The following is a 22,625-nucleotide window of genomic DNA, read 5'->3' on the forward strand; positions in this document are numbered from 1 at the left end:
CCCGCGGCGGCGCCTGCCGCCTCGGCACCCGCGGAAGCCGCCTCGGCCGCCGCCGCTCCCGCGCCCGTCCCCAACAAGGGCGATACCACCTGGATGATGGTCTCCACCCTGCTGGTGATCCTGATGACCGTTCCCGGCCTGGCGCTGTTCTACGGCGGCCTGGTCCGCAGCAAGAACATGCTGTCGGTGCTGATGCAGGTGATGGTGACCTTCTCGCTGATCCTGGTGCTGTGGGCCCTGTACGGCTACAGCCTGGCGTTCACCGAGGGCAACAAGTTCGTCGGCGGCCTGGACCGGCTCTTCATGAAGGGCGTCTGGGACAACGCCGCGGGCACCTTCGCCAACGCCGCGACCTTCAGCAAGGGCGTGGTGATCCCGGAGATCGTCTTCGCCGCCTTCCAGGCCACCTTCGCCGGCATCACCTGCTGCCTGATCGTCGGCGCCTTCGCCGAGCGCATCAAGTTCAGCGCCGTGCTGCTGTTCATGGTCCTGTGGTTCACCTTCAGCTATGCGCCGATCGCGCACATGGTCTGGTTCTGGATGGGTCCGGACGCCTACACCGCCGCCGGCGTCGTCGATGAGATGACTGGCAAGGCCGGCCTGATCTGGCAGTGGGGCGCGCTGGACTTCGCCGGCGGCACCGTGGTGCACATCAACGCTGCCGTGGCCGGCATCGTCGGTGCCTTCATGGTCGGCAAGCGCATCGGCTACGGCAAGGAGGCGTTCACGCCGCACAGCCTGACGCTGACGATGGTCGGTGCCTCGCTGCTGTGGGTGGGCTGGTTCGGTTTCAACGCCGGCTCCGCCCTGGAAGCCAACGGCTTCGCCGCGCTGGCCTTCATCAACACCCTGTTCGCCACTGCTGCCGCGGTGCTGGCCTGGTGCGTGGGTGAAGCGCTGCTCAAGGGCAAGGCCTCGATGCTGGGTGCTGCCTCGGGCGCCGTGGCCGGCCTGGTCGCGATCACGCCGGCCGCCGGCAACGTCGGCATCGGCGGTGCGCTGGTCATCGGCCTGATCGCCGGCTTCGCCTGCCTGTGGGGCGTGTCCGGCCTGAAGAAGCTGCTCGGCGCCGACGACTCGCTGGACGTGTTCGGCGTCCACGGCGTGGGCGGCATCGTCGGCGCGCTGCTGACCGGTGTCTTCAACTCGCCCAGCCTGGGTGGCCCGTCGCTGGTCGGCGACTGGGTGACCGCGAGCATGGTGACCGCGGACGCGTACTCGATCGGCTCGCAGGTGCTGACGCAGCTCAAGGCCGTGGTGCTGACCATCGTCTGGTCGGGGGTCGTGTCGGTGATCGCCTTCAAGATCGTCGACCTGGTGATCGGTCTGCGCGTCTCCGAAGAGGAAGAGCGCGAGGGCCTGGACATCACCTCCCACGGCGAGACCGCGTACCACAAGTGACCGCCTGATCCTCTGATCCTGCAATGACTGAGGCCGCCCTTCGGGGCGGCCTTCTTCATTGGCGCTCTCCATAATCCGCCGCCATGAACCTCCGCTTTGTCGAAGCCTTCCACTGGGCCGCCTCGCTGCGCAGCGTCACCCGCGCGGCGGAGAAGCTGCACATCACGCAGTCCGCGCTGTCCAGCCGCATCGCGTCGCTGGAGGAGGAACTCGGCGTGGTGCTGCTGGACCGACGCGACAAGCAGTTCCGGCTCACCGTCGCCGGCCAGCGCTTCCAGACGCTGGCGCAGCGCCTGCTCGAGGTGCAGCGCCAGGTGAAGGAGGAGATGGGCGGCACCGGCGGCGCCGGCCGGCCGGTGGTGCTGCGCATCGGGGCCATCGAGTCGGTGGTGCACAGCTGGCTGACCGGCTGGCTGCAGGAGATGCGGGCGGCGAATCCGGACTTCGAGCTCGAGCTGACGGTGGAAACCTCGCCGGTGCTGGTGGACCAGGTGCGTCGCGGCGCGCAGGACCTGGTGTTCGCGGCGATCCCTGCCGCCGATGCCGGCGGCGTGCGCACGCGGGCGATGGCCCCGATGGCGATGGGCTTCGTCGGCCGGGCCGACCTGCACACCAAGCGGCGCTACGGCCTCTCCGACCTGGCGGGCCACGACCTGCTGACCTTCCAGCGCGGCTCCCAGCCGCACCAGGCGCTGTTGCAGATGTTCCAGGAGTCGGGCCTGCCGCTGCCGCGGGTGCATGCGATCTCGTCGATCTCCGCGATGGTCCAGCTGGTGGAGGGCGGCTTCGGCATCGCGACGCTGCCGGTGGCGGTCGCCGAGCAACTGGCGAAGCGGCTCTCGCTGCGCGTGCTGCGCAGTGACACCGAGCTCGTGCCGCTGCCCTTGCACGCGAGCTACCGGGAGGATCCCAGCTCGCAGCTCACCGAGTCGGTGCTCGAGTCGGCGCTCGACCATGTCGCCCGCCAGCGGCCGTCCGGGAAATCCCGCATGGCATCGGGCTCGTCGCGACGCTAAGCGGAATCGCTGCTGGCCTCATCGAAAAAATCGATGAGCCGACGCGCAAAATTTCCATTGGATCGAGCGGGTGGGCGACTCCCACAATGCGTCGCATCGCCCGACAGCCTTCGCGATCCCGCCATGAACCTGCCGACCACCCGCCTCGATTCCGCCGCCGATGTCCCCGTCCTGGATGCCGCGTCCAGCGCGCTCGATGTGCGGCTCGCCGCGCGCCATGGCGGCTTCAGCGGCCACACCAGCGGCCTGGCCAGCGAGCACGTGCAGGCCAATCTGGCGATCCTGCCGGCGGACCTGGCCGAGGACTTCCGCCGCTACTGCGCGCTGAACCCGCAGGCCTGCCCGCTGCTCGGCGTGAGCGAGCCGGGCGATCCGACGCTGACCGCGCTGGGCGCCGACCTGGACCTGCGCACCGACCTGCCGCGCTACCGCGTCTGGCGGGACGGCGAGCTGGTCGATGAGCCCGTCGACATCGCGCGCTGGTGGCGCGACGACCTGGTCGCCTTCGTCATCGGCTGCTCCTTCTCCTTCGAGCATGCGCTGCTGGCCGAGGGCATCCCGCTGCGCCATGTCGAGCAGGGCCGCAATGTCGCGATGTACCGCACCAGCATCGAGACGGCACCGGCGGGGGTGTTCCGCGGGCCGACCGTGGTGTCGATGCGGCCGCTGACCGCCGCCGACGCGATCCGCGCGGTGCAGATCACCTCGCGCCTGCCGCAGGTGCATGGCGCGCCGTTGCACCTGGGCGATCCGTCGCGCATCGGCATCCGCGACCTGGCGACGCCGGACTATGGCGACGCCGTCGATGTCCGCGACGGCGAACTGCCGGTGTTCTGGGCCTGCGGCGTCACGCCGCAGTCAGCGATCGCGACGGCGCGGCCGCCGTTCTGCATCACCCATGCGCCGGGGCACATGCTGGTCACCGATCTCCTGAATCGGGCGCTGCTCGCGGCCTGAGGCCCGCGCCGCGCCCCGTCGTTTCCGCAGTACCGTCCCGGCCGCCGAGCGCTTCGCGTGCGAGGCGGCGGCCGTCTCCGTCCCCCGCCGGCGCGCGTCGCCGGCACCGAAGAAAGACGACACCATGTGGCTCCGAGATACCACGCCCCCCGAGCGGCGCACGCTGACCGCCACCTTCGCCGGCTACGCCGTCGACGGCTTCGACTACATGATCTACACCTTCCTCATCCCGACCCTGATCGCGGCCTGGGGCATGAGCAAGGGCCAGGCCGGCGCGATCGCCACCGGCGCGCTGCTGACCTCGGCCGTCGGCGGCTGGGCGGCGGGCGTGCTCGCCGACCGCTTCGGTCGGGTGCGCGTGCTGCAGTGGACGGTGCTGTGGTTCGCGCTGTTCACCTTCCTCAGCGGCTTCACCACCTCCTTCGAGCAGCTCTTCTTCACCCGCGCGATGCAGGGCTTCGGCATGGGCGGCGAGTGGGCGGTCGGCTCGGTGCTGATCGCCGAGACGATCCAGGCCAGGCATCGCGGCAAGGCGGCCGGCCTGGTGCAGAGCAGCTGGGCCATCGGCTGGGCCGCCTCGGCGCTGGCGTTCTGGGGGCTGTACTCGGTGCTGCCGCCGGAGACCGCGTGGAAGGTGCTGTTCTGGATCGGCATCCTGCCCGCGCTGCTGATCCTCTACATCCGCCGCAACCTCGACGAACCGCCGGTCTACCTGGCCGAGCAGGCCCGCGCCAAGGCACGCGGCCAGCGCGCCAATTTCCTGCGCATCTTCTCGCCCGAACTGCTGCGCAACACGGTGCTGGCGAGCCTGCTGGCCACCGGCATGCAGGGCGCCTACTACTCGGTGACCACCTGGCTGCCGACCTTCCTCAAGACCGAGCGGCAGCTCTCGGTGCTGGGCACCAGCGGCTACCTGCTGGTGCTGATCGCCGGCTCCTTCGCCGGCTACCTGACGAGTGCCTGGCTCTGCGACGCGATCGGGCGGCGCCGCTGCTTCATGTTGTTCGCGCTGATGGGCGGCGTGCTGGTGCTGGCCTACACCCAGATGCCGATCACCGACGCGATGATGCTGGTGCTGGGCTTCCCGCTGGGCTTCTTCCTGTCGGGCATCTTCTCCGGCATGGGCGCCTTCCTGGCCGAGCTCTTTCCCAGCGATGTGCGCGGCTCCGGCCAGGGCTTTTGCTACAACATCGGACGCGCGCTCGGCGCCGCCTGCCCCGCGTTGATCGGCCACTTCAGCACCCAGCATCCGCTGGGGCAGACGCTGGGCTGGATGGCGGCGCTGTGCTACGGCCTGGTGATCCTGGCGGCGCTGGCGCTGCCGGAAACGCGGGGCCGCGAGCTCGCCCCCGCCGCCGCCTGACCGCTCGACCCTTTCGAATCACGAGCGCCCGGTGCCGAATGCCGGACGCTTGAACGGACCTCCTGGACCTCACGATGCAAGCCACTCCCACCTCCGATCGCTGGCAGTTCTGGATCGACCGCGGCGGCACCTTCACCGACCTGGTCGGCCGCGCGCCGGACGGCACGCTGCGCACGCTCAAGCTGCTGTCCGAGAACCCGGAGCATTACCGCGATGCCGCGGTCGAAGGCATCCGCCGCCTGCTCGGCCTGAAGCCGGGAGAGGCGATCACCGCCGCGCTCGTCGACTGCGTGAAGATGGGAACGACGGTCGCGACCAACGCGCTGCTGGAGCGTCGTGGCGACCGCACGCTGCTGGTGACGACGCGCGGCTTCCGCGACGCGCTGCGCATCGCGACGCAGGCGCGGCCCAGGCTCTTCGAGCGCCACATCCAGCTGCCCGAGCTGCTCTATGAGCGGGTGATCGAGGCCGACGAGCGCGTCGACGCGCAGGGCGTCGAGATCGCGCCGCTGGACGAAGCCGCGTTGCGCGCCGATCTGCAGGCGGCCTTCGACACCGGCCTGCGCGCCTGCGCCATCGTGTTCCTGCACGGCTGGCGCGCGCCGGACCATGAGCTGGCCGCCAAGCGGCTGGCGCAGGCGGTCGGCTTCACCCAGATCTCGGTCTCCCACGAGGTCAGCCCGTTGATGAAGCTGATCCCGCGCGGCGACACCACCGTGGTCGACGCCTACCTGAGCCCGATCCTGCGCCGCTATGTCGACCAGGTCGCCGCCGAGATGCCGGGCGTGCGACTGTTCTTCATGCAGAGCTCCGGCGGCCTGACCGAGGCCCGCCGCTTCCAGGGCAAGGACGCGATCCTGAGCGGCCCGGCCGGCGGCATCGTCGGCATGGTGCGCACGGCCGAGGCGGCCGGTCACGACAAGGTCATCGGCTTCGACATGGGCGGCACCTCGACCGACGTCAGCCACTTCGCCGGCGAATTCGAACGCGCCTTCGACACCGAGGTCGCCGGCGTGCGCATGCGCGCGCCGATGATGAGCATCCACACGGTGGCGGCGGGCGGTGGCTCGGTGATCGCCTTCGACGGTGCGCGGCTGCGAGTCGGGCCGGCGTCGGCCGGCGCCAATCCCGGTCCGGCGAGCTACCGCCGCGGCGGCCCGCTGGCCACCACCGATGCGAATGTGATGCTGGGCCGCATCCAGCCGGCGCATTTCCCGAAGGTCTTCGGCCCGGGGGCGGATGAAGCGCTCGACGGCGAGGTCGTCCGCGCCCGCTTCGCCGAGCTGGCCGGACAGATGGCGGCGACCGGCAAGCCGATGACCGCCGAGGACGCCGCCGCCGGTGCGCTGCAGATCGCCGTCGGCGCCATGGCCAACGCGATCAAGCGGATCTCGGTGGCGCGCGGCTACGACGTCACCGGCTACACGCTGCAGTGCTTCGGCGGCGCCGGCGGCCAGGCGGCCTGCCTGGTCGCGGACGCGCTGGGCATGACGCGCATCCTGGCCCATCCGTTCGCCGGCGTGCTCAGCGCCTACGGCATGGGACTGGCCGACCAGACCGCGATGCGCGAGGCCTCGATCGAGCGTCCCCTGGACGCCGACGGCCTGGCCGCGGCGCGCGGGACCGCACGATCGCTGGCGACGCAGGCGAGCGGCGAACTGGCGTCCCAGGGCGTGCCCGACGGCGCGCTGCGCACCATCGCCCGGGCGCAGGTCCGCTACCAGGGCACCGACACCGCGCTGACCTGCCCCTTGCCGCTGGACGGCCCGACGCCCGCCGCGATCACGGCGATCCGTGAGGCCTTCGAGCAGGGCTACCGTCGCCGATTCGCCTTCCTGATGCCGGACCGCGCGCTGGTGATCGAGGCGGTGTCGGTGGAGGCGCTCGCCGCCGGCGCGTCGCTGGAGGCGCCGGCCGAGGCGGCGATTGCTTCCACGCACCGGCCCGAGCCGCTGGAGCGGGTGCGCATGTACTGCCTGGCCGACGACCAGCCCGCCGGCTGGCGCGATGCCGAGCTGCACCATCGCGAGTCGCTGCGACCGGGCGCCCGCATCGACGGTCCGGCGATCGTCGCCGAGCGCAATGCGACGACCGTCGTGGACGCCGGCTGGCGTGCCGAGCTGCAGCCCTCGGGCGACCTGCTGCTGACGCGCATCCGCGAGCGCGCCCGTACCCGCGCGCTCGGCACCGAGGCCGACCCGGTCGTGCTGGAGGTCTTCAACAACCTCTTCATGAACATCGCCGAGCAGATGGGGCTGCGGCTCCAGAACACGGCGCACTCGGTCAACATCAAGGAGCGGCTGGACTTCAGCTGCGCGCTCTTCGACGGCCAGGGCCAGCTGATCGCCAATGCGCCGCACATGCCGGTGCACCTGGGCTCGATGAGCGAGTCGATCCGCTCGGTGATCGAGCGCAACCCCGGCATGAAGCGCGGCGATGTCTACGTGCTCAACGACCCGTACCACGGCGGCACGCACCTGCCCGACATCACCGTCGTCACGCCGGTGTTCCTCGACGAGGACGATGCACGGCCCGGCTTCTTCGTCGCCAGCCGCGGGCATCACGCCGACATCGGCGGCATCACGCCGGGCTCGATGCCGCCGTTCTCCCGGGACATCACCGAGGAGGGTGTGCTGATCGACAACTTCCAGCTGGTCGAGCAGGGCCGGCTGCGCGAGGCCGAACTGCAGGCGCTGCTGCGCGCCGGGCCGCACCCGAGCCGCAACCCGGCGCAGAACCTGGCCGACCTGCGTGCGCAGGTCGCCGCGAACGAGAAGGGCGTGCAGGAGCTGCAGGCGATGGTCACCCAGTTCGGCCGCGCCACCGTCGAGGCCTACATGCAGCATGTGCAGGACAACGCCGAGGCCTCGGTGCGGCGGGTGATCTCGGTGCTGAAGGACGGCGCGTTCACGCTGCCGCTGGACAACGGCGCACGGATCCAGGTGCGGGTGACGGTCGATGCGGCGGCGCGACGCGCGACGGTGGACTTCACCGGCACCAGCGCCCAGCAGCCCAACAACTTCAATGCGCCCAAGTCGATCACGATGGCGGCGGTGCTCTACGTGTTCCGCACGCTGGTGGACGACGCGATCCCGCTCAACGCCGGCTGCCTGAAGCCGATCGACGTGATCGTGCCCGAGGGCTGCATGCTCAACCCGCGCCATCCGGCGGCGGTGGTGGCGGGCAACGTGGAGACCTCCCAGTGCGTGACCAATGCGCTGTACGGCGCGCTGGGCGTGATGGCCGCCGGCCAGTGCACGATGAACAACTTCACCTTCGGCGACGCCACCCACCAGTACTACGAGACGATCTCCGGCGGCTCCGGCGCCGGCCCGGGCTTCGACGGCACCTCGGTCGTGCAGACCCACATGACCAACTCCCGGCTGACCGACCCCGAGGTGCTGGAGTTCCGCTTCCCGGTGCGGTTGGACAGCTACGCGATCCGGCAGGATTCGGCCGGTGCCGGCCGCTGGCACGGCGGGCAGGGCGGCGAGCGCCGCATCCGCTTCCTGACGCCGATGACTGCCTCGATCCTGAGCAACGGTCGCACCGCCGGCGCCTTCGGCATGGCGGGCGGGGCGCCCGGCGCGGTGGGCGAGAACCGGGTCGAGCGCGCCGACGGGCGGGTCGAGGTGCTCGGTCACATCGGGCAGGTGGAGATGGCGCCGGGGGATGTCTTCGTCATCCGTACCCCGGGCGGGGGAGGGTACGGCACCCCCTGAGGTCTCCCCTTGAGATGGGGCGGACGGCCCCCATGTGGGCGTGCCTAGAATCGGAAGACCCGCCCCACAGGCTGTCCAGGCGCCGCCCATCATGGTCCCTCATCTCATCACCGCCCTGACCGGGCCCATCAATGAACTGGAGCAGCGCGTGCTCGAGTCGATGCCGGCGATCGAACGCTGGTTCCGGCTGGAGTGGATGGAGCACACGCCGCCCTTCTACAGCTCGGTCGACCTGCGCAATGCCGGCTTCAAGCTGGCGCCGGTGGACACCAACCTGTTCCCGGGCGGCTTCAACAACCTGACGCCCGAGATGCTGCCGCTGGCCGTCCAGGCGGCGATGGCGGCGATCGAGAAGATCTGCCCCGAGGCCAAGAACCTGCTGCTCGTGCCCGAGGCGAAGAATCGCGGCAGCTTCTACCTGTCCAACCTCGCGACGCTGGTGCGCATCTTCTCGATGGCCGGCCTGAACGTGCGGCTGGGCTCGCTGGACGAGTCGATCAAGGAGCCGACCACCGTCGCGCTGCCCGACGGCAGCGCGCTGACGCTGGAGCCGCTGGTGCGCCAGCGCTCGCGGCTGATGCTCAAGGACTTCGATCCCTGCACCATCCTGCTGAACGACGACCTGTCGTCCGGCATCCCGGACCTGCTGACCCATCTGCACGAGCAGTACCTGCTGCCGCCGCTGCACGCCGGCTGGGCGCAGCGCCGCAAGAGCCAGCACTTCCGCGCCTACGAGGAGGTGTCCAAGAAGTTCGCCAAGCTGCTGGGCATGGACCCGTGGCTGATCTATCCGCATTCGGTCGCGGTCGACGGCCTGGACTTCAACACCGGCGCCGGCCTGGACGCGCTGCAGGCGCAGGTGGACGCGACGTTGACCCGCACCCGCCGCAAGTACAAGGAATACGGCATCAACGAGAAGCCCTTTGTCGTGGTGAAGCCCGACGCCGGCACCCACGGCCTGGGCGTGATGACCATCCGCGACGCCAAGGACCTCGAGGCGCTGGCGATCAAGGCGCGCGAGAAGCTGGCGAAGCTGCAGGGCGTGCCCGCGCTGTCGCAGGTGCTGGTGCAGGAGGGTGTGGCCACGCATGAGCGCATCCACGAGGCGGTGGCCGAGCCGGTGGTCTACATGATGGACCGCTATGTCGTCGGCGGCTTCTACCGCGTGCATGCGGACCGGGCCGAGGATGAGAACCTGAACGCGCCGGGCTCGAGCTTCGTGCCGCTGGCCTTCGCCCATTCGTCCCACCTGCCGGCGCCCGGCGAGAAGCCCGGCGCCAGCGCGCCCAACCGCTTCTACATGTATGGCGTGATCGGCCGCCTGGCGATGCTGGCGGCGAGCTACGAGCTCGAGACCACCGATCCGGACGCCGAGGACTACGCCTGAGCGCCGGCCGCGCCGCCCTCCGGGCGCGCGGCCTCCACCAGCAGCTGCTTGAAGCGGTCGACCGCCTCGCCCTGCGTGTCCGGCAGGTGCCAGGCGCTCATCGGCCCCAGGCCCAGGTCGACCGCATGCGGCAGCATGACGACCACGCCCCGCTTGGCCGCGGCCACCGCCATGTCGTGGGTCATCACCGCGACCAGCGGCATCTCGCGCATCAGGCTCAGCGCCAGCATCGCGTCGCCGCTCTCGATCAGGTCGGTCGGCGGCGCCAGCCCCATCTCCTGCCAGAGCCGGTCCATCAGCAGGCGGGTGCGCGTGCCGGGCAACTGCCAGATCCAACGCTGACGGCTCAGCACTTCCCAGCTCAGCTTGGGCGTGCGCGCCAGCGGATGCTGCGCGCTCATCGTCAGCACCTCCGGCTGCGGCGCCAGGGCCACCCGCGCCAGGCCGAGCGGCTCGTCCTGCGACATCGCCCGGGCGACCACCAGGTCCAGCGTGCCCGCCTGCAATTCGGTGAAGAGCGAGCGCAGCGCATGGGTGCGCACGCTCACCGTGACGCCGGGGTTCTCGCGTTTCATCGCGGTGATCGCGATGGGCAACAAGCGTGCGAGCGCGGCGTTGGTCGCACCGATGCGCACCTCGCCGGACGCGCCGCGCACCATCGTGGCCACATCGCCGGCGGCCCGCTGCAGATCGGCGTCCAGCTTGCCCGCCAGCACCAGCAGCCGCCGCCCCAGCGGCGTCGGCTGCATGTTGCGTCCGCGCCGCACGAACAGGGTTTGTCCCAGCCCCTGCTCCAACTCCGCCAGCGTCTTGCTCACCGCGGGCTGGGTGACATGCAGCAGATCGGCGGCGGCGCTGATGTTGCCGGTGTCGTGGAGCGCCAGCAGCACCCGCGCATGCCGCAGCGACATGCGCCGCATGACGAAGTGTTCGGCGGCTTCGGGGGAGGTCGATGACGCGTTCATAACCAAAGGTTCACAAGTCCATCACAAAGCATCATGGGCCGTGGGGAACCGCTCCTTACCGTGACGCTCGCCTCCCCCGAGTCTTGTCACAGGAGTGATTTCCACATGGTCCGTCGTTTTTCCCGTCCGCAACGCCTGCATGTCCTGCAGTGGGCCGCCGCCGCAGCCGCCCTCGCGTTGGCCAGCCAGGCCCAGGCCCAACAGGCCGCGACCCCCACCCCGTCCGCGACGCCGGACGATTCGAAGAAGCTGGAGCGGGTGGAGATCACCGGCACGCTGATCAAGCGCACCGACAAGGAGACGCCGTCGGTGGTCCAAAGTATCACCCGCGAGCAGATCCGCAATGCCGGCTATGCCAACGTCGAGGAGCTGCTGCGTGCGAATTCCGCGGTGGACATCGGCTCGATCGGTGACGGCGCGGCCTCCGGCTTCGTCGGCGGCGTGTCGACGATCTCGCTGCGCGGCTTCGGCTCCCAAGGCACGCTGATCCTGATCAACGGCCGCCGCACCGCGCCGGTAGCGGCGGTGGACGTGAACTTCGGCCGCGGCTCGATGATCAACGTCAACACCATCCCGAAGGAGGCGATCGAGCGCATCGACATCCTGAAGGACGGCGCCTCGGCGATGTACGGCTCGGACGCGATGGCCGGCGTCGTCAACTACATCCTGCGCAAGGACTACCAGGGCATCGAGGGCAGCGCCTCCTACGGCGCCAACGATCGCGGCGTCGGTGCGACGAAGAACGGGTCGCTGACCTTCGGCTTCGGCAACCTGGACACCCAGCGCTTCAACGTCTTCGGCGGCCTGGAGGTCTCCAAGCGCGACAGCGTGATGGCCAACGAGCTGAAGGACCGCGGCCATCTGGCGCTGCAGAACCAGTACCTGACCAGCAACGGCTCGCTGGCGCGCTTCACGCCGGACTCGGCAGCGTCGTTCTACGGCAACTACTACCGCGTGCCGACCAGCCTCACCGGAACCACCCCGATCAACGGCATCAACGTGGCCAACAGCAGCCTGTCGGGGGCGAACTACCTGGGCACGCTGTCGGGCTGCCCGCCCGAGCGCACCGTCGGCCAGGGCGTGCCGAACCGGCCGGCGGGCTTCCTGCCCACCACCGGCTCGCTGCCCACCGGCATGTGCCGCTTCAGCCTGGACGATGCCGACGAAGTCGTCGCCAAGCAGGACCGCACCAGCGGCATGGTGCGCGGCACCTTCGCGATCAACGACGCCCTGACCGCGTATGCGGACCTGATGGTCTCGAAGACCAAGACCGTGGAGCAGCGCGCGCCCTATGCGCTGACCACCTCGCTGGTCACCTCGGGCAACCCGGTCGCGACCACCTGGCCCAAGCTCGACGGCAGCTTCCTGCGCCAGAACGCGATCATCCTGCCCGTCGGCCATCCGGACAACCCGACCAACGGCACGGCCAACGCGCAGCAGGTGCAGCTGATCTACCGCTTCGAGGACCTGCCCACCGGCGACATCAACGTGCTGCGCTCGACGCGCCTGACCGCCGGCCTGGAGGGCACCGCCTTCGGCTGGGACTTCGACACCGCGATCCTGTTCAGCCAGAACGACAACGAGCGCTTCCAGGAAGGCCGCGTGCGCAGCTCGCTGCTCAATGCCGCGATCGCCAACGGCAGCTACCGCTTCGGCAAGCAGAACTCGCGGGAGGCGATCAACAGCGTCTCGTCGACGGCCTACAACGAGGGCAAGTCGCGCCTGGTCTCCTGGGACGTGCGCGGCAGCCGCGAGCTGTTCCAGCTGCCCGGCGGTCCGGCCGCCATCGCCATCGGGACCGAACTGCGCAAGGAGAAGCTGGAGGCGATTCCCGACGACGTCTACTCGACCGGCGACTACGTCGGCCTGGTGGCCAACGGCGCGTCGGGCAGCCGCAAGTCCTACGCCGCCTTCACCGAGTTGAGCCTGCCGGTGGTCAAGCAGCTGGAGCTGCAGGCCGCGGCCCGCTACGAGCATTACGACGACTTCGGCAACAGCACCACCGGCAAGGCCGGCTTCAAGTGGACGGCGCTGCCCTCGCTGATGGTGTTCCGCGGCACCGCGGCCACCGGCTTCCGCGCGCCGTCGATCTCGCAGATCGGCAATTCGTTCGCGCTGTCCTTCCACAGCTTCCAGGAGCGCCGCGTCTTCGACAGCCTGCGCTGCGACACCAGCAATCCGAATGCGCCGGTGAGCAAGGCGCCGGTGTCCAACAACCGCGACTGCAACGTGCTGGGCTTCACCGCGGTGCCGTCGGGCACCACCAGCCCGGGCAGCCTGCCGACGGTGATCAGCGCCAATCCGGACCTGCAGCCGGAGAAGTCCAACTCCTTCACCTTCGGCATGATCTTCACGCCCAGCCGGTACGCGGACCTGGCGATCGACGGCTGGTACTTCCACCGCAAGAACGAGATCCGCTCGCAGCGCGGGGTGGACATCATGGACGACTACAACGCCAACCCGGCGGGCAACACCCAGGTCGTGCGCGACCCCAATCCGCAGACCTGGCTGCCGGGTGTGGACAACAGCGGGCCGATCATCATGCTGGTGCGCCAGTACGGCAACAACGAGTGGACCAAGACCTCGGGCATCGACTACGACCTGAACCTGCGGCTGCCGCCGACGGCCTGGGGCAAGTTCAGCCTGAACGTCAACGGCACCTACACGGCGCGCTACGACCAGGTGGTGGTGAAGGGCCAGGCGGTGCAGCGCCAGGTGGGCACGACCGTCTCGGACATCTCCAAGACGCGGGCCAGCGCCACCTTCAAGTGGGACACCGACCAGGCGGGCGCCTGGCTGCGCTTCAACCATGCGGATCCGCTGTCGAGCACCCTCTGCTCGTCCCTCACCGCCGCGCAGCGGACCTTCCTGAGCAACCTGAACCGTTGCCGGGTGGGCCGGGACCGCACCATCGACCTGGGCGGCTCCTACCGCGGCATCAAGGGCCTGACGCTGTCGGCCAGCGTGATGAACCTCACCAACGACTACGACCGCGCCAACGGCATCCCGACGGTCCTGAGCTACTACGACACCGGCGCGACCAACCTGCTCGGCCGCCGCTTCACCGTGGGCGCCAGCTACGTGTTCCAGTGATCGCCGTGTCGCCAGCACCGTCGGGAGACGGTGCTGGCGGGCGGTCGCGTCGCGGACCGGATTTCCCGGTCCAAGCGCAACCGCCGCCGGCCGTCAACCCCGCCCCCGCAACGGTGGGAGTGGCCATTGACGCACTGCACAACGGAAGGCAGACAATACGCACTTTCGACTTCCGGCGGCCCGGGCGGCCGCCGCGCCTTTCGTGAGTTCACACAATGCGCCCCGCTCGCCGGCCGTCCTGGCCGGGCTGACCATCGGCGCCCTCGGTGTCGTCTACGGCGACATCGGCACCAGCCCCCTGTACGCGCTCAAGGAAGTCTTCCACGGCGCGCACGTCCCGATGACGCACGACAACATCCTCGGGGTGCTGTCGCTGCTGTTCTGGACCATGACCGTCGTGGTCTCCTTCAAGTACGTGCTGCTGATCCTGCGCGCGGACAACAACGGCGAAGGCGGCCTGATCGCGATGCTGGCGCTGGCGACCACCGCCGTGCGCGAGAAACCCACCTTGCGGCGCGGGCTGATGCTGGTCGGGCTGTTCGGCACGGCGATCTTCTTCGGCGACGCGGTCATCACGCCCGCGATGACGGTGCTCTCGGCGGTCGAGGGCATCGAGGTCTATGCGCCGCAGTACCACGATGCGGTGGTGCCGATCTCGCTGGTGGTGCTGGCGGGGCTGTTCGCGGTCCAGCGCTTCGGCACCGGCGGCGTGGGCAAGGCCTTCGGGCCGGTGATGCTGGTGTGGTTCACCTCGCTGGCGCTGCTGGGCATTCCGAAGATCGTCGGCAATCCGCATGTGCTGCAGGCCATCAATCCGATGTGGGCGATCGAGTTCTGCGCCCACTACGGCTGGATCGCCTTCGTCGCCCTGGGCGCGGTGGTGCTGGTGGTGACCGGCGGCGAGGCGCTGTACGCGGACCTCGGACACTTCGGCAAGCAGCCGATCCGGATCGCCTGGTACAGCTTCGTGATGCCGGCGCTGACGCTGAACTACTTCGGTCAGGGCGCACTGCTGCTGGACCGGCCGGAAGCGATCAAGAACCCATTCTTCCTGCTCGCGCCGGGCTGGGCGGAGATCCCCCTGTTCGTGCTCGCGACGCTGGCGGCGATCGTGGCCTCGCAGGCGCTGATCACCGCGGCCTTCTCGGTGACCAAGCAGGCGGTGCAGCTGGGGCTGCTGCCGCGCATGCGCATCGTGCACACCTCGGTGCGGGACATCGGCCAGATCTACGTGCCCTTCGTCAACTGGGGCCTGTTCGCCTTCGTCGTGGTGGCGGTGGCCTTCTTCGGCTCGTCGAGCAAGCTGGCTGGCGCCTATGGCGTGGCGGTGACCATCGACATGACGATCACCACGGTGATGACCTTCTTCGTGATCCGCTTCGGCTGGCGTTACCCGCTGTGGCTGTGCGTGATCGCGACCGGGGCCTTCTTCCTGATCGACGCCACCTTCCTGGCCTCCAACCTGCTGAAGGTGGCGCACGGCGGCTGGTTCCCGCTGCTGATCGGCGTGGGCATGTTCACGCTGATGCTGACCTGGAAGCAGGGCCGCCGGCTGCTGTCGGACAAGCTGCGCGAGGACGCGATCGACCTGAAGAGCTTCCTCGAGGCCGTCTTCATCAACCCGCCGACGCGGGTGCAGGGCAGCGCGGTGTTCCTGTCGGCGGAGCAGGGCGTGACGCCCAACGCGCTGCTGCACAACCTCAAGCACAACAAGGTGCTGCATGAGCAGAACCTGTTCGTCAGCGTCAAGCATCACGAGGTGCCGTGGATCGGCTTCGAGAAGCGGGTCGAGGTCGAGAGCCTGGACAACGACTGCTGGCAGGTGACGCTGCACTTCGGCTTCAAGAACGAGCCGGACGTGCCGGACGCGCTCAAGCTGCTGGAGCAGCGGGGTGTCCATCTGGACGAGATGGAGACGAGCTACTTCCTGTCGCGCGACATCGTCATCCCGACGATCGGGTCGGGCATGGCGCTGTGGCGGGAGAAGCTCTTCGCGAGCATGCACCGCAACGCGGCCGCGGCGGCGGACTTCCTGCACCTGCCGACCAACCGGATCGTGGAACTCGGGTCCAAGGTCGAGATCTGACGTTCTTTCGGCGCTCGGCGTTCGGCGCTCAGCGTTGGGCGCCGACGCCGGCTTCGTGAACGGGGCCACTCGGGCCGGTCGATCGCGGACGCGGTCGTTATGCTTCGGCCCATGAAACGCTGGCTGCAAGACCTGTCCCTCTCCGCCGCGGTCGCCGGCTTCGTCGCCGTGCTGGTGGGCTTCACCAGCTCGGTGGCCATCGTGTTCCAGGCCGCGCAGGCGCTGGGCGCGACGCCGGCCCAGACGAGTTCCTGGATCTGGGCCCTGGGCCTGGGCATGGGCTTGACGAGCCTGGGCCTCTCGCTCTGGACGCGCCAGCCCATCCTCACCGCCTGGTCGACGCCTGGCGCCGCGCTGCTCGCCGGCGTCTCCGGCCTCTCCATGCCCGAGGCCGTCGGGGCCTTCATCGTCTGCGGCGTGCTGATCCTCATCGCCGGCGCGACCCGCTGGTTCGAACGGATCATGGACCGCATCCCCATCGCGATCGCTTCCGCGCTGCTCGCCGGCGTGCTGGCACGCTTCGGGCTCGATGCCGTCCTCGCCACGAAGACCGCGCCCGCGATGGTGCTCACCATGGCGCTCGTCTATGTCGCCGCCCGCCGCTTCCTGCCGCGCTACGCGACGCCGCTGGTGCTGCTCGCCGGCGTCGCCGTCGCGGCTTCGCAGGGCCGGCTGCACCTGGAGGCCGTCGAGTGGGGCTGGGCGATGCCGGTCTGGGTCACGCCCGCGTTCTCGCTGCCCGCGCTGATCGGCGTGGCACTGCCGCTGTTCCTCGTCACGATGGCCTCGCAGAACCTGCCCGGGGTCGCCGCGCAGCGGGCGTCGGGATATCAGACGCCGGTCTCGGCAAGCATCGCCGTCACCGGCCTGGCCTCGGTGGTGTTCGCGCCGTTCGGCGGCTATGCCTTCAACCTCGCGGCGATCACCGCAGCCATCTGCATGGGGCGCGAGGCTCACGAGGATCCGTCCCGGCGCTACACGGCCTCCGCCATGGCCGGCGTGTTCTACATCGCCATCGGCCTGGCCGGCGGCGCGGTGGTGGGGCTGCTGACCGCCTTCCCCCGCGAATTGATCGCCGCGGTGGCGGGACTGGCGCTGCTGGGCACGATCGCGGGCGGGCTGTCCGCCGCGCTGAAGGACGAGCATCACCGCGACGCCGCCATCCTGACCTTCCTGGTCACGCTCTCGGGGCTGAGCCTGCTGGGCATCGGCTCGGCGTTCTGGGGCGTGGTCGCCGGTGCGGTTTCTCTTTTGGTGCAACACTTCCGGGCCCGCTCCCAGAGCGTCCCGAAGAAGTAACCCGCAGCCTGCTGCCGAAAGCCTCGCCCATGAAACTGCTGTTCGTCGCCGACCCGCTGTCCGCGTTCAACACCTACAAGGACTCCACCTTCGCGATGATGCGAGAGGCCGCCCGGCGCGGACACGAGCTGTGGGTGTGCGAGGTGCCCGACCTGGTGTGGGTCAGCGGCAGCCGGGTGACGGCCCATGCGGCCCGGCAACTGACGCTGACGCCGGAGGCCGTCGCCAGCCGGGCCGGCACGAAGCTCGCGGTCTGGCATGAGATCACCGCGGCCCGGGACCTGGCGCTGGCCGATGTCGACGCGGTGCTGATGCGCAAGGACCCGCCCTTCGATTCGGAGTTCTTCTACGCGACCCACCTGCTGGAGCAGGCCGAGCGTGAAGGCGCGCGCGTGTTCAACAAGGCCGCGTCGCTGCGCGACCATCCGGAGAAGCTGGCGATCCTGGAGTTCCCGCAGTTCATCGCGCCGACGCTGGTGACACGCTCCGCCGCCGCGATCCGGGCCTTCCATGCCGAGCACCAGGACATCATCCTGAAGCCGCTGGACGGCATGGGCGGCATGGGCATCTTCCGCGTCAAGGCGGACGCCCTCAACCTGGGCAGCATCATCGAGACGCTGAACAAGAACGGCGCGCAGTCGGTGATGGTGCAGCGCTTCGTGCCGGAGATCGTCCAGGGCGACAAGCGCATCCTGCTGATCGGCGGCAAGCCGGTGCCGTACTCGCTGGCGCGGATCCCGCAGGGCACCGAGGTGCGCGGCAACCTGGCGGCCGGCGGCAAGGGCGTCGCCCAGCCGCTGACCGACGACGACCGCCGCATCGCCGAGGCGCTGGCGCCGGTGCTGGCCGCGCGCGGGCTGCTGCTGGTGGGGCTGGACGTGATCGGCGACAGGATGACCGAGCTCAACGTGACCAGCCCGACCTGCTTCCAGGAAATCATGGAACAGACAGGTTTCGACGTCGGCGCGACCTTCATCGACGCGCTCGAGGCGGCGGTGAGCGGCGCGCGCTGAGCGCGTGTCGACCGCCCGTTGATTGCGTGTTGATCGCGCCTCTCGCGCCTTGATCGCCGAACCGGCCCAGGACTTCGCCATGGCTTTCGAACTGCTCAGCGAGCACGCCAGCTTCGGCGGCGTGCAGCGCTTCCACCGCCACGATTCGACCGAGATCGGCCTGCCGATGCGTTTCGCGCTGTACCTGCCGCCGGGCGGTGAGCGCGCGGCGAAGGGTCTGCTGGTGTTCCTCGCGGGTCTGACCTGCACCGAGGAGACTTTCACCATGAAGGCCGGCGCCCAGCGCAAAGCCGCCGAGCTGGGCCTGGCGCTGCTGATGCCGGACACCAGCCCACGCGGCGAAGCGGTCAGCGTGCTGCCGGGCGCGACGGCGTCCTGGGACTTCGGCATCGCGGCGGGCTTCTACCTCGATGCGACGCAGGCCCCCTGGGCGACGCACTGGCGCATGGAGAGCTACCTGATGAAGGAGCTTGTTCCGCAAGTGCAGGCCGTGCTGGGGCTGGATGCCGCGCGGACCGGGATCGCCGGGCATTCGATGGGCGGGCATGGGGCGCTGACGCTGGCGCTTCGGCATCCGGGCACCTTCGCGTCCGTGTCGGCGATCGCGCCGATCGCGGCGCCCAGCCGTTGCCCGTGGGGCGTGAAGGCCTTCACCGGCTACCTCGGCGAGGACCGAGACGCCTGGCCGGCGCACGATGCGAGCGCGCTGATGCAGGCGCAGGCCCGCGTGCCGTATCCGGGCGGTCTCCTGGTCGACCAGGGGCTGGCGGACAAGTTCCTCGTCGAGCAGCTGTATCCCGAGGCGCTCGAATCCGCGTGCGCGGCGATCGGGCAGCCGCTCACACTGCGCCGCCACGACGGATATGACCACGGGTACTACTTCATCGCGTCGGTGATCGACGATCATCTGGCGCATCACGCGCGGCAATTCGCAGGCTGATCGGCTCCGCCGGCAGCGTGGCCCTGTGAACCGCTGGTCCATCGGACCCGGCCGGTCGGCCGCCGCCGATGGGTGATCGAGAGAACCGGAGATTCCGATGCGCATCGCCCTGCTGTCCGACATCCACGGCAACCTGCCGGCGCTGGAAGCCGTGGTGGCCGATCTCCGTCCGCGCGGCGTGGACACCATCGTCAATCTCGGCGACATCCTGTCCGGTCCGCTGCTGCCGTTGGAGACGGCGCGCTACTTGATGGCCCAGCGATGGATCACGATCGCCGGCAACCATGAGCGCCAGTTGCTGGCGATCACCGCGGAGAAGCCAGGCGGAGCGTCGGACCGTTTCGCCCGCGAGTGTCTGGGCGAGCCGGAGCTCGATTGGCTGCGTGCGCTGCCGACCACGCTGCGGCTCAACGACGAAGTGTTCCTGTGCCATGGGACGCCGCGTCGGGACATCGAGTACTTCCTCGACTCGCAGGTCGGCGAGCGGCTGGTGCTCGCGTCGGCGGAGGAAGTGGCCGAACGCCTCGGCGAGGAGCGGTCCGAGCTGGTCTGCTGCGGCCACACGCACATTCCTCGGGTGCTGCGCAGCTCGCGCGGGCAATGGCTGGTGAATCCCGGCAGCGTGGGCCTGCAGGCCTGGGATGACGAGCATCCCGCACCGCATGTCGCGGAAGTGGGCTCGCCGGATGCGCGCTATGCCATCGTGGAGAAGACGGCGCAGGGCTGGCGGACGACATCGATCAGCGTGCCGTATGACCATGAAGCCGCAGCGCGGATCGCGGCCCGCCATGGGCGCGAGGATTGGGCCAGGTGGCTGAGGACCGGTTATGCGGCGGCTTGATTGCTCGCGGCGATGCGTTCGTAGATGGCCTCGGCGGGAATCGTGAGGTCCAAGGACTGCAAGTGAAGCGGCGCCTCTCCGATGGACGGATGGCGGGACCAGTGGCCATCGGGTCCCCGGCGGTGAAGATCGATGCGGCGGCGGACGTGGTCCACCAAGACGTACTCCCGCAAGGAAGGGATTCGGAAGTACGCCTGCGCCTTCTCAGTCCGATCGAACCGCTGCGTCGACACCGACAGCACCTCGATGACCAGAAGGGGTTGCAGCATCCACCGCTGGTCCCCGTTGATCGGTTCGCAGGTGACGACGACGTCGGGATAGAAATAGGTGCCAATGGGGTTCAGCACGGCCGCGTTTTCCGAGAAGACACGACAAGGGCTGCCGCGCAGATGCTGATGCAGCCGCGCGGCGAGATTCATGCACGCGGTGCCGTGGTCGAGGCGAGCGCCAGTCATCGCCAGGATCCGACCGTGGAAGAACTCGTGCCTGCGCGGCTGGGACGACTCCCAGGCGCAGAACTCCTCGAGCGTGAGCCTGGCATCCGCCCGATCAAAGCCGGCGAACACGTCGGCCACGGGGAAGGTGATCCCTGCGAAATCGAGGCGTACCTCGCTGCCCATCCCATGGTGGCTCGTGGTCCATCCGCCCGACGGGGACCGGCGCTCCACGCTGACGATTCGCGCGTCGCGATCGACGGACACCAATTCCTTCAAGGTGGTGATGCGCCGCTGCGCGCCCAGGCGCCGGATGTCGGCGAGGCCGCCCGCCGCGGACGGGAAGGCACAAGCCACTGCCGGGGCGAAGCGCTCGTCGGATCGAGCGAAGAAGGCGTCCGGACGGACCACGTCGAGGCCGGTGGCGATCACGGGGTCAGCGCTCGTGAAGGCCTCCCAGCCCGACTCCCCGCCCAGTGCCGTCCTGATCGCCGAAGTGAGGTTGACCAGCAGGCGGAAGAACGAGGCATCGCGCGGCGGCAGCGGAAGAAGACGGCCATCGATGAGCTCGTGGAGATCTTCCTGAAGCGCTTGCCATTGAAGGAACTCGTCCGAGGTCATCGGCTGCTCGACATGGAGGTAGGACATTCGCCACTCCTGCAACTGCATGAGGAAGGTGGCGATTCTTCGGAAACCGCTGTTCGGCGTCTGCTACCTCGATCGGGATCAAACCCGGCCCCGGTCCCCGATGGAGGGCGCTTGGGTGACTGGAACGAAGAGGGCGGTTCCGGGGGCTACCGTTCCGGAGCCGGGGAGGTACCCGCAGGCGCCGCCTGCCGGTGCCCCGCCGCCGCCTTGTAGCGCTTGACGAAGGCGTCGACTTCCGCCGGATCGATCACTTCCTCGAGCCGCGCGAAGCCGTCCGGCGCGCGTTCCTCGACCATGTCGAGGATGTAGTCCAGCCCCTCCTGCCGATTGAGTTCGACGATGCGCGCGCACATCGGCCGGCGCTCGGCCTCGTAGTTCGCCAGCGCCGTCTCGACGCGTCGTTCCTTGCGCAGCGCCTTCGCGATCGCGGCGGCATCCAGGATCGCCTGCGTCGCGCCATTCGAGCCGATCGGGTACATCGGATGCGCGGCGTCGCCCAGCAGCGTGATGCGACCATGCCGCCAGCGCGGCAGCGGATCGCGGTCGACCATCGGCCACTCCAGCAGCTGCGTCGCGCCCTGGATCACCCCGGGCACGTCCAGCCAGGGAAATCGCCAGCCGCCGAAGGTCGGCATCAGGTCGTCGATCGAGCCGGGCTTGTTCCAGTCCTCGCGTCCCGGCGCCGTCAGCCCGCCGCCCAGGCCGTCCTCGCGCAGTCGGCGGTCACAGATCCAGTTGATCAGCTGGCGTCCGTCCGGCCGGGGGGGCGCGATCGGATAGACGACGAATTTCGCGCGTCGATGCCCGGCCTGCACCATCGTGCGGCCGTCCAGGAAGGGCTTCGCCAGCGAGGTGCCGCGCCACATCATCATCCCGTTCCAGCGCGGCGGTCCTTCATCGGGATAGAACTGCCGCCGGATCGCCGAGTGGATGCCATCCGCCGCGATCAGCACGCTCGCGCGTCGCGACACCGTCGCGCCCGAAGCGTCCACGCCTTGGGCGATGACCTCGTCGCCGTCCAGCTGCGCGCCGGTGATGCGCCAGCCGCTCACCAGCCGTTCCGCGCCAAGCCGCGCCGCCGCCTCGCGCCACAGCATCTGCTGCAGCTCCCCGCGGTGCACGCTGAACTGCGGGTGGCTGTAGCCGCCGGCCAGGCCGCGCAAATCCTCGTAAATCGTCTGTCCGTGGCGGTTGGCGAAGACCAGCGCCGAGGTCGGCACCGCCATCGACGCCAGTGCCGGCATCAGCCCCAGCTCGTCCAGCACCGCCACCGCATGGGGCAGCAGGTTGATGCCGACGCCGAGCGGCTTGAGTTCGGCGGCGGCTTCGCAGACCGTCACCTGGTGGCCGTCGCGTTGCAGGGCCAGCGCCGCGGTCAGTCCGCCGATGCCGCCGCCGGCGATCAGGATGTCGAGGGCCATGGGCATCTCCAGGGTCCGGGGGAATCGAGCGAGTCAGGG

General features: G+C 69.5%; 15 protein-coding genes. 12 read left to right on the forward strand and 3 right to left on the reverse strand.

Translation table 11 applies throughout. The annotated features are described in order from the left end of the window. From CS062_RS19765 to gshA, 6 genes are all read left to right on the forward strand, one after another. The coding region (locus CS062_RS19765; protein WP_099863277.1) for an ammonium transporter at positions 1–1,401 on the forward strand (1,401 nt) is incomplete at its 5' end. 83 nt (positions 1,402–1,484) lie between these two features. Then, a complete protein-coding gene (locus tag CS062_RS19770; protein ID WP_099863278.1) occupies positions 1,485–2,417 on the forward strand; it encodes a LysR family transcriptional regulator in 933 nt (310 codons plus the stop codon). Positions 2,418–2,540: 123 nt separating this feature from the next. After that, positions 2,541–3,374 (forward strand): putative hydro-lyase, encoded by an 834-nt coding sequence (locus tag CS062_RS19775; RefSeq protein WP_099863279.1) that lies wholly within the window; start codon positions 2,541–2,543, stop codon positions 3,372–3,374. 124 nt (positions 3,375–3,498) lie between these two features. Further along, positions 3,499–4,737: an MFS transporter gene (locus tag CS062_RS19780; protein ID WP_099863280.1), complete on the forward strand. Its 1,239-nt coding sequence runs from the start codon at positions 3,499–3,501 to the stop codon at positions 4,735–4,737. Between the two features lie 74 nt (positions 4,738–4,811). Further along, positions 4,812–8,459: a hydantoinase B/oxoprolinase family protein gene (locus tag CS062_RS19785; RefSeq protein WP_099863281.1), complete on the forward strand. Its 3,648-nt coding sequence runs from the start codon at positions 4,812–4,814 to the stop codon at positions 8,457–8,459. A gap of 91 nt (positions 8,460–8,550) precedes the next feature. Next, a complete protein-coding gene (gene gshA / locus CS062_RS19790; RefSeq protein WP_099863282.1) occupies positions 8,551–9,846 on the forward strand; it encodes a glutamate--cysteine ligase in 1,296 nt (431 codons plus the stop codon). On the opposite strand, the gene CS062_RS19795 is transcribed toward gshA, so the two are convergent. After that, positions 9,837–10,811 carry a LysR family transcriptional regulator gene (locus tag CS062_RS19795; RefSeq protein ID WP_099863283.1) on the reverse strand — a complete coding sequence of 325 codons (975 nt, stop codon included), beginning with the start codon at positions 10,809–10,811 and terminating at the stop codon, positions 9,837–9,839. The genes gshA and CS062_RS19795 overlap by 10 nt on opposite strands. A 105-nt stretch (positions 10,812–10,916) precedes the next feature. Between CS062_RS19795 and CS062_RS19800 the strand changes: the two genes are divergently transcribed. From CS062_RS19800 to CS062_RS19825, 6 genes are all read left to right on the forward strand, one after another. Then, complete coding sequence (locus CS062_RS19800; protein ID WP_158238843.1) at positions 10,917–13,904, forward strand: TonB-dependent receptor domain-containing protein; 2,988 nt, start codon at positions 10,917–10,919, stop codon at positions 13,902–13,904. A 202-nt stretch (positions 13,905–14,106) separates the two neighbouring features. Continuing rightward, positions 14,107–15,990: a potassium transporter Kup gene (locus CS062_RS19805; protein ID WP_099863285.1), complete on the forward strand. Its 1,884-nt coding sequence runs from the start codon at positions 14,107–14,109 to the stop codon at positions 15,988–15,990. A 111-nt stretch (positions 15,991–16,101) separates the two neighbouring features. Continuing rightward, positions 16,102–17,289: a benzoate/H(+) symporter BenE family transporter gene (locus tag CS062_RS19810; RefSeq protein WP_099863286.1), complete on the forward strand. Its 1,188-nt coding sequence runs from the start codon at positions 16,102–16,104 to the stop codon at positions 17,287–17,289. 29 nt (positions 17,290–17,318) lie between these two features. Beyond that, positions 17,319–18,302 carry a glutathione synthase gene (gene gshB / locus CS062_RS19815; protein WP_099863287.1) on the forward strand — a complete coding sequence of 328 codons (984 nt, stop codon included), beginning with the start codon at positions 17,319–17,321 and terminating at the stop codon, positions 18,300–18,302. A 79-nt stretch (positions 18,303–18,381) separates the two neighbouring features. Next, a complete protein-coding gene (gene fghA / locus CS062_RS19820; RefSeq protein ID WP_099863301.1) occupies positions 18,382–19,242 on the forward strand; it encodes an S-formylglutathione hydrolase in 861 nt (286 codons plus the stop codon). 97 nt (positions 19,243–19,339) lie between these two features. Then, entirely contained in the window at positions 19,340–20,083 is a 744-nt protein-coding gene (locus CS062_RS19825; RefSeq protein WP_099863288.1) for a metallophosphoesterase family protein, read from the forward strand. On the opposite strand, the gene CS062_RS19830 is transcribed toward CS062_RS19825, so the two are convergent. After that, complete coding sequence (locus CS062_RS19830; RefSeq protein WP_158238844.1) at positions 20,068–21,165, reverse strand: Uma2 family endonuclease; 1,098 nt, start codon at positions 21,163–21,165, stop codon at positions 20,068–20,070. The genes CS062_RS19825 and CS062_RS19830 overlap by 16 nt on opposite strands. A gap of 146 nt (positions 21,166–21,311) precedes the next feature. Further along, complete coding sequence (locus tag CS062_RS19835; RefSeq protein WP_233218161.1) at positions 21,312–22,586, reverse strand: flavin-dependent oxidoreductase; 1,275 nt, start codon at positions 22,584–22,586, stop codon at positions 21,312–21,314. Positions 22,587–22,625: the final 39 nt, after the last annotated feature.

The sequence above is a fragment of the Roseateles chitinivorans genome, assembly GCF_002761755.1.
GTDB classification, from domain to species: Bacteria; Pseudomonadota; Gammaproteobacteria; order Burkholderiales; family Burkholderiaceae_C; genus Roseateles; species Roseateles chitinivorans.